We start from the raw sequence: 14,919 nt of genomic DNA on the forward strand, positions 1-14,919 counted from the left end.
AGGGTAAATTAGGACTCTGTTTTGAATGCACCAATAATCTTTTGCTTCCTTGCTTATCTTGTTCCCTTTTCAGCGTTGTTGTAAAAAACCTACACTTGTGTTTATTGGAGATAATAATTCTTAGTGATTTTTATACAATAGTCTTTGTTAACTCTAACTCCCGCCGCCTCGGTACATCATAAACCATGAAATCATGAGCCATATCCGTATGGGGGAAAATTGCTCTGGCTTCCTGTAGTAAATCCTTCAACTCTAAAATATTTCCCGGAGCATAGCGGGGACTGAAATGAGTCATGATCAGGCGATGTGCACCAGCAGCTAAAGCGGTTTGTGCTGCCATTGTGCTGGTTGAATGTAGCCGCTGAAAAGCCATATCTGCATCTTGATGGGCAAAAGTCGCCTCGTGAATTAACACATCTGCATCTTGTGCTAACTCCACTGCACCTTCACAAAAAACTGTGTCTGTACAGTAAGCAATCTTGCGTCCAATTTCTGTGGGGCCGCACAAATCGTTGCCATTAATCACTCGCCCATCCTTAAGAGTCACCGTTTCACCACGCTTGAGTTGACCGTAAACTCGACCTGGCGGAATTTCCAACGCTTTGGCTTTTTCCACATCAAAGCGTCCTGCTCGGTCTTTTTCGGCAACGCGGTAGCCAAAAGCTGTAATGCGGTGATGTAAAGGTCCACAGCTGACAGTGAACTCATCATCTTCATAAATTATTCCTGGACGGATGGCATGAACTTTTACAGGATAGGAAAAGTGCGTATGAGAGTAACGTAAGGCAGCTTGGATATATTCATTTAATCCTGGTGGACCATAGATATCAACTCGTTCCACATTGCCAGCCAAGCCGCAACTGGCAAGCAATCCCATCAAGCCAAAGATGTGGTCGCCGTGCATGTGGGTAATAAAAATTCGGGATAGTTGGCTGGTTTTCAGGTCACTCCGCAAAAGCTGATGCTGAGTACCTTCGCCACAATCGAATAACCACAATTCTGCCCGTTGGGGTAATCTCAGGGCAACGCTAGAAACATTGCGTGCTCTTGTGGGTACACCGGAACTTGTCCCTAAGAATGTTATCTGCACAGCGTTTTTTAGCCTTCCTCTTGCTCAATTTGACGCTCTATTCTCTATAGTGGCATGGTTGTTGAGTTTTCATACTTTTGGTAGGCAATAAGTCATACCAAGAGGTGCAAAAGCTGCGTAGAAGCTCTGCTTCTTGTCGCCAGACATCGCTCTTTAAGTATAAAAGCAACACGAATATCTGAAATCCTTAGGAGGAAAGGATTTCAGAATAAATAGCATTTGGGTGATATTGACAATTACGACGCTAACACTTTCACTTCTGGCTGTACCTTAGCTTCCGCCTCCAGAAACTCAGCTACTTGCGCCTCAATTTCATCCCTAACAATTTGGCGATACTCCAAGAAATGCTCGATTTGCGCACAAACTGATAAATAGCTACTCACTCCACCCGGATTATGTTGATACATATTCCACAGGTTGCGCCAGAATTGCCAGCGTGTTTGACGCCGCACACCTTGTCGCCAGCAGATGATTAGCAACGCCCGGAGAGACTTCCAGTTCAATGGCTTCTTGGCACCTTTACCTTTTTTGGGGTAGGTTGCTTCACCCAAAATCAGGTAGTGACGGTAGGCGCGATCCAAAAACCGCGATGGCTCATACAGTTCCCAAAACGCCTCTACATATTCGCGGGCGATATCTGCTAAAGGTCGAGTTGGCACAAAGTTCATCAATGTGGTTTGGTTGATGTTGGCAGATTTGCTGCGGAGTCGTCCTTCTTTTTCTAATCGATGCCAAAGTGCTGTATCGGGAAGCGCTTGCAGCATACTAAATAAGGCAGTGGGAATAGCAGTTTGCTCTACAAACTTCACGATGCGTGCGCCTGCTCCTGGCTTTTCGCCATCAAACCCAATAATAAAGCCTGCCATAACTCGCAGCCCTGAGCGCGTAATTGTATGTACCGCTTCACTTAGCGAGTCTCGGGTGTTTTGGAATTTCTGAGTAAAGGTGAGACTTTCTTCGTCGGGGGTTTCAATTCCGAGAAACACAGCGCCAAAATTACACGCCACCATCAAGTCCATCAGTTCTTGATCTTGAGCTAAATCAACTGAAGCTTCTGTGGCAAAGGAGAAGGGATAGTTATGCGCCACCATCCAAGGCTGAAGTTCCTTCAAAAATAATTTGACGTTGCGTTTATTACCGATGAAGTTATCATCCACCATGAAAATGCTCCGCCGCCAACCTAGTTCGTAGAGGTAATCAAGTTCTGCTAACAGTTGTGCGGGGTTTTTGGTACGGGGTTTGCGACCATAGAGAACAATAATATCGCAGAACTCGCACTGGAAGGGACATCCACGGGAAAATTGTACCGACATCTCCGCATAGGCATCAAACTCTAAAAGGTCAAAGCGCGGAATCGGAGTGTGGGTGACATCTGGTTTTTCACCACCAGCGCGAAATACACCTGTACGATCGCCCCGTGCGATCGCCTCTACAAATAATGGCAGCGTAATTTCCCCTTCATCCAAGATTAAGTAGTCTGTTCCCGGGGCGCTGACTTCATGCGGTAGCGCTGTAGCATAAGGGCCACCCACAGCCACACGCTTACCTCGGTATTTGGCCTCCCGAATCTGCTCTAGCAAATCTTCTTTTTGCACAATCATCGCAGATAAGATAACCAAATCTGCCCAAGCCCATTCTGCTTCTGTGATTTGACGCACATTGCGATCTACTAGCTTGAATTTCCATTCTTGAGGCAAAATCGCGGCTACAGTCACCAAACCCAGAGGCGGTAGCATTGCCTTACGGTCTAATAAAGCCAGTGTTTTTTCAAAAGACCAAAAACTTTTGGGAAAGCGAGGATATACAAGTAAAACATTCATTAAGGTGATTAAAGCCTAAATTTTTGTTGCTGGTTTAGTTAATACAAACACTGAAATTGTGCTATTTTATTTGCACTTATACTTAATGTAGCAAAAGCGCTAACATTGTTCCCGAAACTATAAAGTAATTGCTAAACCAATTCAGCACTTAGTAAGCTTTAGGCGATTTCAATATTCATGGTAAATTGATTAAAGCAGTATTATAATTTACGCCGTAAAACAGATCAATACAGAATTATCAAGTGTAAAAGTACTAATCGCTGATGTCAATTTGAGCGCTGAAAAGTAGCAATTTCCAGAGGATTTTTTTCCCAAAGTTCCGAGGCGATTGCAAATAGGAACTTGGGATGAAATGAACAATCATATAAAAAATTACAAATGGGTAATATAACTAATTAATTACCCATTATCTATTTAGGTGTGGAAGATCACAGTGATTAAGGGCAGAAATGCCAACAAAAACCCATTCCAGGAATGCAATTGAGCCGCTGGGATTGGCTCTGGAGGTGCTAAGAGAGCTTCTATTCTTTGTTCTAAGCGATCTGCGCTTGGTGAACCTAAAGCAGCACAACAAATTTCCGATAATACAGGAGTGCTACTAACTACCAACAGCAGTGATTCTGCTAGCAGCAAGGGGTCTACCTGCGATGCAGCATAACCATCAGCCCGTAGTTCGCGCAAAACTAACAGTTCTTCCCACAGAGAGTCTGTGTTAGGTAACCATGCAGTACAAGAACGTACCCAACCCAGCCAGAAGAACCAAAATGTGTCTCGGTAATGGTAATGGCCTTGCTCGTGTGCCAAGACACTTTCTAAATGTTCTGCTGAGAGAGTTTGGAGTAATCCTTGGCTGACTACGAGTTCGGGGTGCCAAAAACCGATTTGACCAGCGAAGAGTGCGCCTGTGTTGAGTAGCCGGATTTGTCTTTGTCCAAAATTTACCAGGGGACAGTTACGAGCAGATTCTACAGACCGCCAGCCGAGGATGGCATGTTTAATGCATAAAATGCTAAAAAATCCTAGATATATCAGCGCTAGAAGATAGCTACCCCAGCCTGTATACATTCCTCCCATTTTGCCTTGGGGACCCATGCAAAGTACAGCGATCGCAGTCATGAAAAGTAGCAAGGGGGGAAAGAGAAATAAAAACAGCGATCGCCGCCACCTAAGATTCCAATTTTCTTCAGGGCCAATCCAAGTGGATCTTAACCACCAAGCAACTGCTAAAGCAGTCAAAATCATCATTAAATGCATTATTTCCCCTCCCTGGCTTGACGTGCGGCTTGAATGCGTTTGGCGATCGCTTCGATTTGTTCGCTAGCTGTTTCATCCAGACTATCAGCGAAGGCTGCAACAACATCCGGATTACCCACTGCCAAAAATCGCTGCAATTGCTCGTGGGCTTTAATTACCTCTGCTTGCTGCTTCGTCAGCAGTGGACGCCAATAAAATGCCTTTCCTTTCTTATCACAGACTAGCCAACCTTTATCAGTAAGGCGGCGCAAAACGGTAGTTACAGAGGTATAAGCTAACTCTCGGTTCGGGTCAGACAGAATGCGATCGTGTACATCCTTAACTGTAGCTGAACCCAGTTCCCAGATGATCTGCAAAATTTCTGCTTCTAGGGGACCTACAGACAGTTGTTTAGGGCGGTAGTCGGGTAAAGGAGCCATATCGATTTTGGATTTGAGATTGTGGATGAGTGGATTGAACGCGAAAATTCTCCTCTTGATTTCCTAGGCTTCGTCTGAGTGCGCGTAGTCGTAAACGCGAAAGAACTATTCTTTTTTCAGATTACCGTTGATTGAAACTGCTGTTCGGCAAACAGGCCTGATTTTGGCAAAATTTCCTCAGCCTCAGGTTGCTGTAAGTCAACACAGAGCAGAGGAAACAAAAAAGAATAATCAATGATGACTCTTGACTCTCCAGTCAACTAGAGAGTTTAGAATAAGTGTAGGCAGCAAGAGTAGGTCAGTATGTTAGCCCAAGAAGCACCAAAACAAATTGGTTTAGTTGCCAAAGAAAGCGGTGTACCAATTAAAACAATTCGCTACTATGAGGAGTTGGGACTACTGCAAGCATCAGGTAGAACCGAGGGCGGATTTAGATTGTTTAACTCTGATGTTTTGGCTCGCCTGAACTTTATCAAGCGCACCCAAAATTTGGGGATGACTTTAGCAGAAATCAAGGAATTTTTGCATGTTCATGATGGGGGTGAATTACCCTGCGAACATATCAAAACCAAGCTAGAAGATAAGCTAACGGATATCGATGAACAAATTCAGCAGCTACTTACCCTCAGGCAAGATTTAGCAGCCTTAACTTCTAATTGGGAAAAAACCACTGAGAATTCTGAACAAGCAATCTGCCCGATTATTGAAAATGCGTAAACTTCCCGACGCTTCCCGCTAGGAGTTAAACAAAGCTTATTTTCTCTTGGGTGCGTGCTTGCGTCCAGTTTTAATAGCACCCATACCTAGGTGAAACAAAGCATGAAAATCGCTCTCTATTTCTTCCAGGAATAGAATAGCCTGGTAAGTAGTTGGACAAAATTAAATTCATTCGTGAAGCCAGGGAACAGGGAACAGGGAACAAGAAGAAAATCTGTGTAATTAATTTTGTTTAATTACTTATGACTAGTCACTTGCGATTATCTGCAATAACTTGTGACTATCGAGAAAAATTATTATTTGGATAGAAGATAGCAATATCTATACTAGGGAGCATCCTCAGCCGTTAGCTAGTTGTTAACCTTTATTTAACTAGTGGTCATCAGGATAAAATTTTTAGTAAAATTTATAAAGATTGTCAAATACTTGTATTTCTTATTGACTTCAGTTAGAGTCAAGGCAGGTATCCAAAAAAAAGCCTGATGACGTTTTCAGGAGAATAAGTCAATAAAAGAGTAGATACCAGAACTAAAAACTGAGTATAGCTAGGAAAATTGCAGTATTTTTTGAAAAATACTTTCTTAGTTCTCAAATTTAAATAGTTATTAGATAACAGTTACTGGTACTTTTTATTGCTTTACTTCCACGCAGTAAAGGAGATAAGAAAAACTACCTAATTTTTTCCAAGCTAATTGATAATAATTTGCAATATGTTTTTAGAGAATATATGTAGTGATGAAAAATACTTAAAATCCAATTGCCTAATTAAAGTAGTCTCAATATCTATTACAAGGCAACATCAAGTAATAGAATTAACTTGCTTGCTTAAGCAGCTAAGTTACTCTGCAAAATGGCATAAGGATAAAAGTCTGCCCGCAGATGTAGAGACAGGGGCTGTAAATAGCTATATAGATTATTTAATAAAAAATTTAAATCAGTACCGTAATTTTAGCCAAATTTTTAAGTGTGATTTCAGCTACTTCAATGGCTTAAGTAAGCTGAAGTTATCATACTTAGACTGTGGCTCTTTAAGCAAGAGTACACAAGACTGTCTTCAACAATTGACAGTTAATAAACTGTCGAACGATAAGAGATACAAAATTCACTTTGGTGGTACGGAAGCAGTTTTACAACATTTTCCTACCGATATTGTGGAGAATTTATTAACCGGAAATAGGTTTAATAAAAATGAATGTTATAAAGTGGCTACCTAGTTGGGTACAAGAAATGCTGATTGTTTCTTGTTGTTGTGTTTTTTAGAAGCTATTGTAGCCAGCATCACAATTTTACTTTGTCATAAACTTAATGAATGAGAACAGCTAAATGAATACCTTTTTTTGTTCAGATTACGCAAAGCAAACGGGAGAAGATGTTGTTGGTAGCGCCACCAATTACGAAACTTATATTTTAGTTGAGTGTCCTCCACCTTGGACAACAGAAGCCTTTAATTCTAAATGGGTGCCAAATAATTTAAAGATGTTGGTAGAGGAGGTAAAGCGCGCTAAACTACCGATAAGATTCTTGTTAATTGCTAACGATCAATCGCACAAAGTAGCAAAAACAACTCTTTTGATTTATCAAAAATCAAAGGGATTAATTCAGGGATATCGTAAGCATGAATTTAAGCTGGCAAATATTGAAAATGTAGCTGCGGTTATCCAAAAATTCTTATGGGGTACTATTCCTGAGCATGAAAAAGAAACAACTATTACTAGAGATATTTTAGTATGTACCCACGGCAGCCATGATAAATGCTGTGCTAGATATGGCAATCCTTTCTATTTTCATGCTGAAAATACAATTTCCCATTTAGGCTTGGAAGATGTTCGGATTTGGAAATCAAGTCATTTTGGTGGACATCGATTTGCACCAACAATCATAGACTTACCAGAGGGGAGGTATTACGGCCTTGTCGAGCAAGATTCATTCAAATCGATTTTGACTCATACTGGAGATATTCAATACTTAAATAAAGTCTATCGAGGCTGGGGTATTTTGCCAGTTCCACTTCAGATTTTAGAAAAGGAATTAATCCTCCACTACGGATGGGATTGGTTTAATTACAAAGTAGCAGGTAAAATTTTAGAACAAAGCTTAGACAATAATACAGTGCTAGCTGAGCTAACTTTTGAAAATACCAGAGGTTCGCTATATACTTGCCAAGCAAAATTAGTCAAAGATGAGACTAAAACAATAGAAATCAAGAGTTCTTGTAATGCTAAGCAAGCTTCAGTAGTTACTAAATATAGCGTAGCTAGTCTCTGGCTTGAATCTAAGAAGGTTGTTTCTTTGAGCGCTTAACTAAATACTATGCCGGGTTGATTATTTATTAATAAAACTAAAACAATCGACTACGAAAATATGATGGTGCGTTACGCATAAATAACGCACCCTACTTGCGTAACCAACTTTTTAGATTACCTTGTGCTTTAAATTTAGCCAGCATTTTTAAAACTAATAAACTGCTGGCAAGATTCTAAAAAAAACCGTGTATGCAAAATTTATCCTAAATTGTCATCCTAAACTTGAACCGATAATTGCTTAACTTCCTAACATTTGTAAGTTATGCAACGTCGCATACATTCCTCCCTGTTGGAGTAATTCTTCATGGCTTCCTTGTTCGATAAGTTCCCCTCGCTTTAAGACAAAAATTCGATTGACATTGCGAATTGTAGATAAACGGTGAGCAATAATAATTGCGGTACGTTCTACCAAAAGCTGGTTTAATGCTTGCTGAATTAAAGCTTCTGTTCCTACATCTAGACTAGCTGTTGCTTCATCTAATACCAAAATTTGCGGATTGCGGATGGCAGCACGAGCGAAGGCTAGAAGCTGCTTTTGTCCGCTAGAAAGATTTGTACCTCTTTCTCGCAATTGAGTATCATAGCTTTGGGGTAATAGTTCAATAAATTGATCGATATTAGTCTGTTGTGCTGCTTGTTGGATTGCTTCAAAGGTATAGTTGTCTCCTAAGGTGATGTTGCTTTTGACATCACCAGCAAATAAAAAGCCCTCTTGTAAAATTACTGCTAAATAACGCCGTAATTCTGCCTGTGGTAAGTCGCGAATATCTATCCCATCTAAGAGAATGCGTCCTTGGGTGGGTTCGTAGAGGCGGCACAAAAGACGAATGATCGAACTTTTACCTGCACCGGTGGGGCCAACTAATGCTACTTTTTCACCAGGATGAATGGTGAAATCTAAGTCTTTGATTACATAATCATCATCTCTATAGGCAAACCAGACGTGTTCAAAACGAATTTCTCCTAATTCTGGTAGGGGATGAGATTCTGAAGATTCTAGATTGGCAACTACCTCATCTATGTAACCAAATTTAGCATCATAAATGGAGATGCGAGAATTATAGCGATCGCGGATTTCTATTGGTTCATCTAAAATGTTGGTGACTCGTTCTATAGCCGTAAAACCCGCTTGAATGACAGTGAATTTTTCTGCAAAATTGCGCAACGGGTCGAATAATTGCTGAGCATATAAAATAAATGCCGATAAAATCCCAAAAGTAATACTTTTGCCAAGCAACAACCAACCACCTATGACTAGCACACCTGCGATCGCTACTAGACTAATCCACTCTAAAATGGCTGACACTGCTGAATCATAAAAGATGGTTTTATCTACTTGCTGCTTGTAACGTTGGTTGGTTGTACGAAATAACTCGGCATTAAATTTCTCTCGCCGGAACAACTGTACTACGTTAATACCAACGATATTCTCTTGTAGCTGGGAGTTCAAAATAGAAAGTTCTTCCCGTGCTTTGTAATTCGCTTGGCGATACTGTTGCTGAAAGTAAACAATTACCAAGCTGATGGGTAAGAGGATCACTAGTAGTAAAGATGCAAGTTCCCACTGGAGAGAAAACATCAAACCGATAATCACCAGCATGGAAAATAAATCCGATATAATGCCAACTGCCCCGGTAGAGAAAACATCTCCCAAGGCTTCTACATCGCTGGTGAGTCTGGTAATTAATTTACCTACAGGCGTTCGGTCAAAAAAACGCACAGATAAAGATGTTACATGATGAAATAAATCCTCACGAATCACCGCTGTGATTTGTTGCCCTAGCTTTTGTACGAGATAACCTTGAAAACCTGTAAATATCAATCTGATAGTAATAGCAATCAGTAACAATCCTTCGATGATATTTAGCCCTTGCAGCAAAGGACGATTCCGCAGAAACTCGTATACGCTGGGTTCTTTACGAATGAGCGATATAGCCTGCCCAATTAATAGTGGTTGTACAGCATTAGCTAAAGCTATCGGTACGAGTAGAAACATTGACAGCAATAGCAGTTTTCCACTACGACGGGCGTAAGGTACTAAGCGCAAAAATAACCGCCAGTCATTTTCACGCCGACGGTATTGTGTGTAAGATTTTTTGACGGATTGGTAGGTGCTCATAGTAAGAGCATTATAATGAACTACCTACGCAGTTCGCTACACCATTTGGAGGGTTTCTAACGTTGTATTTGTGGTTGCGGATTTAGCGATCGCAGTAATTTGCGATCTCACTTTGATTAACACCTATTGATGATGATTTTCTCCCATTCTCAGAAATATTGCAGAGAATGTATATGCTTTGGTTAATTATACTCAGTCTCAAAACTGTACCTTGTATAAATTAAATAATTCCCCTGATTGCCGCGCCACAACTTTAGCACCAGCAGCTTTAATTATTTTTTCCCACTCAGCCACAGACTCTAGAAACACCTCAGCACCTAAATAAGTTTCCAGAACTGCCCAATCCTCTGCTAAAGGCTGTTCGGGATTGAGGATGTCAAATACAAACTGTCCGCCTGGCTTTAACACCCGTTTAACCTCTAGCAACACAGCACTCCAATATTCCAGGGGAAAATAGCAGCTAAATCCGGTGGCGATCGCTAAATCAAACTGATCTGCGGCATAGTTTAAGTGATGAGCCGGGCCTAACTCTACACCTTTGAACAGCTTGGAATTCAACTGCGAGCCACGAGAATTAAGCGTCTCCTGTGCTACAATACTGACTTCTTGACCGTAAAAAAATGCTTGCCAATCACGCCAAGGATAAATTAAAAAGCTGACACCGCAGCCAATGTCTAAACATTGCTGATTCTTTTGAGGTTTAGCAATTTCCCAGAAGCAAGAAGCAATTCTTCCTGGTAACGTGCCAGTAATCCAATCCCGAAATATTGGCATTGCCTGTACTTCTGTTGGTAAGTCAAAGGGTTGATTTTGATACTGTTGGTTAAAGCGATATGCAACTTGCGCTACCCTCTGTTGCCATTTGTCTGAGTGATGCCTAGGCGTGGTGTAAGGGGTTTGAGACGGCTTTTTAGACATTAGATGCTGTACTATTTTTTCAGAACTTAGTCAAGTTATAGTGTAGACAAAGTTTCAGAAGTAGTTTTAACGCACTAAAATTAACCCAAATAAAATTGATGGTGATGATTCAATACACTTCAGTTGGAGAATGCTAAGGGCAAAAAAACTGTCAATTATTTTCATACCAACGACATTGTGTGTAATATTTTTGAAGGGATTAGGAAGTGCTCATTGCTAGAGCATCATATTCATCTTTGCCGTTAACACCATGCCTGAGATAGAAACTTTGCGACTGCGACTAAGGCACTTTACCCTAGATGATTTCGATAACCTGTTTCACCTGTACGCTGATGCAGAAGTCATGAGGTATCTATCACCCAGAACGTCAGAACAGACTAAGAACAGCTTATGCAACCATATTCAACAATGGCAAGAACACAACTTAGGTATGTGGGCAGTAGTACACAAGGAAACTGGCAAGATGATTGGCCGTTGTGGACTCGGTTTTTTGGCAGATACCCCAGATGTTGAACTGGGTTACGTGTTCGACAAGTCTTTTTGGAATATGGGGCTGGCCACCGAAGCGGCTCAAGCAACGTTAAAATATGGATTCTGGGAAGTAAAACTAGATCAGATAGTAGCGATCGCTGATCCAGAAAACATTGCCTCAGTGCGTGTAATTCAGAAAGTGGGCATGAAATATCAAAAGCATACCCGCTATTACAGCCATGATGTAGTTTATTACACCCTCCTCCGCGCAGAATGGCAACCGGATGATTCTCTATACATTCTGCGTTGAAAAAGGGAAATGGGCATTTGTCATTTGTCATTGGGCAAGAAGGCAATAGTCATTAATTATTTCTCCTCTGCACCCTGTTCCCTGCTTCCTTATCTCCCTTCCTGATCTGCGGTATAGCCTAAAACTTTCCTACGAAGCCAAATCGAAAATTTGCTGTGCAGTCAAGTTAAATTGGGGGAAGGTTGGGGAAACAATGGTCGTGTTGCCTGTAAAGGTCGTCATCTGATATTCTCCATCAACCAAATTACAAACAAAAATTGTAGGTTGCTTGGGGTTGCCGATGAACTTTCTTGCCCCCAGTGCTGCATAATCGAGAATCCAATATTCCTCGATGCCCATTTCCTCATAATCTCGAAGTTTATCGTAGTAATCGTCACGCCAATTAGTTGAAACAACCTCGACGATTAGTTTAACCGAATCCGGATTTTGGATAATCGATTCGCTTTCCCACCGAGGTTCCGCCCCCAGAGCTTCTTTGTTTAAAACGATGATGTCTGGCTCGTAACCTGATTTTTCCCGTTTGGGTTTGACGATAGATTCTCTAGGAATAGTCCAGATGCCGCCAGAGCCACTCTGCCTGATAATTATCAATAGTTGCTCGATAAGGGAACCTGTTAGATTTGAATGTTTTCCCTTTGGCTTGGGCATTTCGATAATAACTCCATCGTGCAGTTCGTACCGGACTGCCGAATTTTCGGGATACCAGCTGATAAATTCATCGAAGCTGTATAGTTTGGGTTCGACTTTGGCTTGAGTCATGGCAAGAAATTAAGACATTACCTTCTGTAAAGTGAGCAATAAATCATTGATAGTGTAGGGTTTGGGCAAAAATGTTGTCACACCAGTACTAGCTAAAGCTTCCAGCTTATTGCTAGAAATCAAGCCGCTGGTGGCAATAATTTTGACTTTTGGATTGATTTTTTTTAAGGTACGAATCGCAGTTACACCATCCAGGGAAGGAAGCATCAAATCCATCAGTACAACGCTGACTTGATCCATGTGTTTGGCATAAACTGCGATCGCCTCAATTCCATCACCTGCAACAATGGTTTTGTAGTTATGAGTTTCTAGGGATGTTTTAGTAATCTCTTGAATAGCAGATTCATCGTCTACAATCAAAATCATTTCCCCGTGTGCACTCAGAACTTTTGATTCATCTATACTGTGTGTTTCTAACCCATCTACGGCTGGCAAATATACTTGAAAGCGAGTGCCAACATTTATATCGCTATACACGTTCACAAAACCACCGTGGCTTTTAATAATACCAATGACAGTAGAAAGTCCTAGCCCTGTACCTTGTCCCACCTCTTTTGTAGTGAAGAATGGCTCGAAAATCCGATCTAAGTTTTCTTGAAGAATTCCCACTCCAGTATCGCTAACAGTAATCACTACGTATGGCCCAACTTTGGCTTCCAGATTCATGCGGGCATAGTTCTCATCAATAAATAGATTTTTTGCAGAGATAGATAAACTACCGCCATTTGGCATAGCATCACGAGCATTAACGCAGAGATTCATTAACACCTGATGGATTTGGGTACTATCTCCAGAAACTATCCACAAGTCTTGTGGAATATCAGTAGAGACTTGAATTGATTTGGGCAATGTTTCCTTGAGAACCTTAGAAACTTCCACAATCAGATGTCTGATTTGCAGATTAATGCGTTTACCTTCCACACCGCGTGCAAATGACAGCACTTGCTTAACTAAATCAGCACCGCGTTTGGCGTTGATTTCCAAAATTTCTAGCAAATGTTGAGTTCGCTCATCCGCATCGGGAAATTTCAGCGGTAGTAGTTGCGCTCCTGCTAAAATCGGCGTCAGAATATTGTTCAGGTCATGCGCAATACCGCTAGCTAAGGTGCCAATACTTTCCAAGCGTTGGGCACGAAACAATTGTGCTTCTAGGCGTTTTTTCTCGGTAATATCTGTGTCAACTGTGAGAATTGATTTGGGTTTACCCTGTTCATCACACACCAAACTCCAACGGCTAGAAACTAAAATTTCTTTACCAGTTTTAGTGACTTTAGTAAACTCACCTTCCCACTTACCTTTACCGATCACCGTTAAAAGAGCTGCTGCGACTTCTGGTGGCGGTTCATCATCATACAACAACTCGCTGGCATTTTTACCCTTAGCCTCTGCTACTGTCCAGCCATAAAGGTTTTCTGCACCTTTGTTCCAGAAGAGAATTTTGTTTTCTAAATCTCGCACAAGAATAGCATCAGTAGCAATGTCTAGTAATGCCGCTTGTTCCCGAATTGTTTCATCAGCTAACTTGCGTTGTTGGAGGGCGGCTTGCCGTTCGCTAATATCGATGCAAGCACAAGTGATGCCTATAACTTGTTGTGACTCATTGCGCAATGGTTCTACAGTTAAGTCGTAATATCGAGTTCCTTGTGCGGTAGTAATAGATACTTCATCTCTAGTACCAACTCCGGTCACAAGCACGCCAAGTTTAAGCGCAGTCAGATGGTGAGCGCTTTCCAAGGGAATTAATTCTGAGTCGCGTTTACCCAACATTTCTTCAGCTTTAAACCCAAATGCGGCGTTATAAACCCAGGTATAGCGTAATTCCTGATCTTGGTTGAAGACAAAAATGGGTGAATTTTTTAAGGCAACTCGAAACCGTTCTTCACTTTGCCGCAGTGCATCTTCTATCCGTTGGCGCTCAATCGCATAACGCATAGAGCGTACTAGCAAGTCGCCTGTTACTTGCCCCTTGACTAAATAATCCTGCGCTCCTTCTTGCATCGCCTTGAGCGCTAAGGTTTCATCGTTAATCCCAGTGAGCACAATGATTGGAGTTGATTTAGCTTGATTGTGAGCTTTAATAAAGGTTTCCAATCCCTGACTATCTGGCAGGGAGAGATCTAAAAGCATGACATCAAAGCTTTCGTGAGTGAGATAGCTGAGGGCCTCATCAAGCTGCTCAACAGGTATCAACTCAACCACAGCTGCGGTGACATCCTTTAAAAACTCCTGTAACAACAGGACATCACCGGGGTTATCTTCAACTAACAAGACTTTAATAATTTCACCTGCCATGTCCATTACTCCGGTGGCAGTTTGACGATCGCAAACCAAAAGTTTTCTATAGATCGAATAATTTTAACGAATTGATCGAAGTCAACTGGCTTAGTTATGTAACAGTTGGCAGCCAAATTATAGGCTTTAAGAATATCTTCTTCGGCTTGGGAAGTTGTTAGAACAACTACAGGAATTCTTTTAAGATGTTCATCACCTTTGATTTCTGCTAGTACCTCCCGACCATCTTTTTTCGGTAGGTTTAAATCAAGTAGCACAATATCAGGATGTGGTACTTTAGCATATTTATCTTGTTTTCGTAAGAACGCCATTGCCTCCACCCCGTCTTCAACGACATTCAGATGAACCGAGATTTTGCTATCTTCCAAAGCGATGCGCGTAAGTAAGGCATCGCCAGGATTGTCTTCTACTAACAAAACCTCGATAGGCATAACCGCTGATAGATTG

Annotated in this window: 13 protein-coding genes; 4 read left to right on the plus strand and 9 right to left on the minus strand. The window is 41.4% G+C overall.

The annotated features are described in order from the left end of the window. Positions 1-130: 130 nt before the first annotated feature. From BV372_RS17110 to BV372_RS17125, 4 genes are all read right to left on the minus strand, one after another. Positions 131-1,090, minus strand: a complete 960-nt coding sequence (locus BV372_RS17110) for a ribonuclease Z (RefSeq protein ID WP_086687701.1) — start codon at positions 1,088-1,090, stop codon at positions 131-133. 236 nt (positions 1,091-1,326) lie between these two features. Next, a complete protein-coding gene (locus BV372_RS17115; RefSeq protein WP_086687702.1) occupies positions 1,327-2,910 on the minus strand; it encodes a B12-binding domain-containing radical SAM protein in 1,584 nt (527 codons plus the stop codon). Positions 2,911-3,324: 414 nt separating this feature from the next. Then, entirely contained in the window at positions 3,325-4,164 is an 840-nt protein-coding gene (locus BV372_RS17120; protein WP_086687703.1) for a M56 family metallopeptidase, read from the minus strand. After that, positions 4,164-4,583 (minus strand): BlaI/MecI/CopY family transcriptional regulator, encoded by a 420-nt coding sequence (locus BV372_RS17125; RefSeq protein ID WP_086687704.1) that lies wholly within the window; start codon positions 4,581-4,583, stop codon positions 4,164-4,166. The genes BV372_RS17120 and BV372_RS17125 overlap by 1 nt, the downstream gene beginning before the upstream one ends. A 303-nt stretch (positions 4,584-4,886) precedes the next feature. Between BV372_RS17125 and BV372_RS17130 the strand changes: the two genes are divergently transcribed. The 3 genes from BV372_RS17130 (at position 4,887) to BV372_RS17140 (ending at position 7,601) form a co-directional block, all read left to right on the plus strand. Then, positions 4,887-5,300, plus strand: coding sequence for a heavy metal-responsive transcriptional regulator (locus tag BV372_RS17130; RefSeq protein WP_086687705.1), 414 nt, complete (start codon positions 4,887-4,889; stop codon positions 5,298-5,300). Between the two features lie 710 nt (positions 5,301-6,010). Continuing rightward, positions 6,011-6,514 carry a hypothetical protein gene (locus tag BV372_RS17135; protein ID WP_086687706.1) on the plus strand — a complete coding sequence of 168 codons (504 nt, stop codon included), beginning with the start codon at positions 6,011-6,013 and terminating at the stop codon, positions 6,512-6,514. 109 nt (positions 6,515-6,623) lie between these two features. Continuing rightward, a complete protein-coding gene (locus tag BV372_RS17140; protein WP_086687707.1) occupies positions 6,624-7,601 on the plus strand; it encodes a sucrase ferredoxin in 978 nt (325 codons plus the stop codon). A 240-nt stretch (positions 7,602-7,841) separates the two neighbouring features. Here the strand turns inward: BV372_RS17140 and BV372_RS17145 are convergent, their stop codons facing one another. Together BV372_RS17145 and BV372_RS17150 are read right to left on the minus strand one after the other, a co-directional pair. After that, the gene (locus BV372_RS17145) at positions 7,842-9,722 is read right to left on the minus strand and encodes an ABC transporter ATP-binding protein (protein WP_086687708.1); all 1,881 of its coding nucleotides are present in this window, start codon (positions 9,720-9,722) and stop codon (positions 7,842-7,844) included. A 198-nt stretch (positions 9,723-9,920) separates the two neighbouring features. After that, positions 9,921-10,640, minus strand: coding sequence for a class I SAM-dependent methyltransferase (locus BV372_RS17150; protein ID WP_086687709.1), 720 nt, complete (start codon positions 10,638-10,640; stop codon positions 9,921-9,923). A 250-nt stretch (positions 10,641-10,890) separates the two neighbouring features. Between BV372_RS17150 and BV372_RS17155 the strand changes: the two genes are divergently transcribed. After that, positions 10,891-11,421 (plus strand): GNAT family N-acetyltransferase, encoded by a 531-nt coding sequence (locus tag BV372_RS17155; protein WP_086687710.1) that lies wholly within the window; start codon positions 10,891-10,893, stop codon positions 11,419-11,421. Positions 11,422-11,550: 129 nt separating this feature from the next. Here BV372_RS17155 and BV372_RS17160 read toward each other — a convergent pair whose 3' ends face one another. The 3 genes from BV372_RS17160 to BV372_RS17170 are packed head-to-tail and all read right to left on the minus strand — an operon-like array spanning position 11,551 to position 14,903. After that, a complete protein-coding gene (locus tag BV372_RS17160) occupies positions 11,551-12,180 on the minus strand; it encodes a Uma2 family endonuclease (protein ID WP_086687711.1) in 630 nt (209 codons plus the stop codon). A gap of 9 nt (positions 12,181-12,189) precedes the next feature. After that, positions 12,190-14,472: a response regulator gene (locus BV372_RS17165; protein ID WP_086687736.1), complete on the minus strand. Its 2,283-nt coding sequence runs from the start codon at positions 14,470-14,472 to the stop codon at positions 12,190-12,192. Between the two features lie 5 nt (positions 14,473-14,477). Beyond that, entirely contained in the window at positions 14,478-14,903 is a 426-nt protein-coding gene (locus BV372_RS17170) for a response regulator (RefSeq protein WP_373270778.1), read from the minus strand. Positions 14,904-14,919 lie beyond the last annotated feature (16 nt).

Source organism: Nostoc sp. T09 (assembly GCF_002154695.1).
Classification (GTDB): Bacteria; Cyanobacteriota; Cyanobacteriia; order Cyanobacteriales; family Nostocaceae; genus Aulosira.

Coding starts and splice junctions, on each gene's coding strand:
- BV372_RS17115 (WP_086687702.1), bottom strand. CDS start 2,910: ATGAATGTTTTACTTGTATATCCTCGCTTTCCCAAAAGTTTTTGGTCT.
- BV372_RS17120 (WP_086687703.1), bottom strand. CDS start 4,164: ATGCATTTAATGATGATTTTGACTGCTTTAGCAGTTGCTTGGTGGTTA.
- BV372_RS17125 (WP_086687704.1), bottom strand. CDS start 4,583: ATGGCTCCTTTACCCGACTACCGCCCTAAACAACTGTCTGTAGGTCCC.
- BV372_RS17130 (WP_086687705.1), top strand. CDS start 4,887: ATGTTAGCCCAAGAAGCACCAAAACAAATTGGTTTAGTTGCCAAAGAA.
- BV372_RS17135 (WP_086687706.1), top strand. CDS start 6,011: ATGTTTTTAGAGAATATATGTAGTGATGAAAAATACTTAAAATCCAAT.
- BV372_RS17140 (WP_086687707.1), top strand. CDS start 6,624: ATGAATACCTTTTTTTGTTCAGATTACGCAAAGCAAACGGGAGAAGAT.
- BV372_RS17145 (WP_086687708.1), bottom strand. CDS start 9,722: ATGAGCACCTACCAATCCGTCAAAAAATCTTACACACAATACCGTCGG.
- BV372_RS17150 (WP_086687709.1), bottom strand. CDS start 10,640: ATGTCTAAAAAGCCGTCTCAAACCCCTTACACCACGCCTAGGCATCAC.
- BV372_RS17155 (WP_086687710.1), top strand. CDS start 10,891: ATGCCTGAGATAGAAACTTTGCGACTGCGACTAAGGCACTTTACCCTA.
- BV372_RS17160 (WP_086687711.1), bottom strand. CDS start 12,180: ATGACTCAAGCCAAAGTCGAACCCAAACTATACAGCTTCGATGAATTT.
- BV372_RS17165 (WP_086687736.1), bottom strand. CDS start 14,472: ATGGCAGGTGAAATTATTAAAGTCTTGTTAGTTGAAGATAACCCCGGT.
- BV372_RS17170 (WP_373270778.1), bottom strand. CDS start 14,903: ATGCCTATCGAGGTTTTGTTAGTAGAAGACAATCCTGGCGATGCCTTA.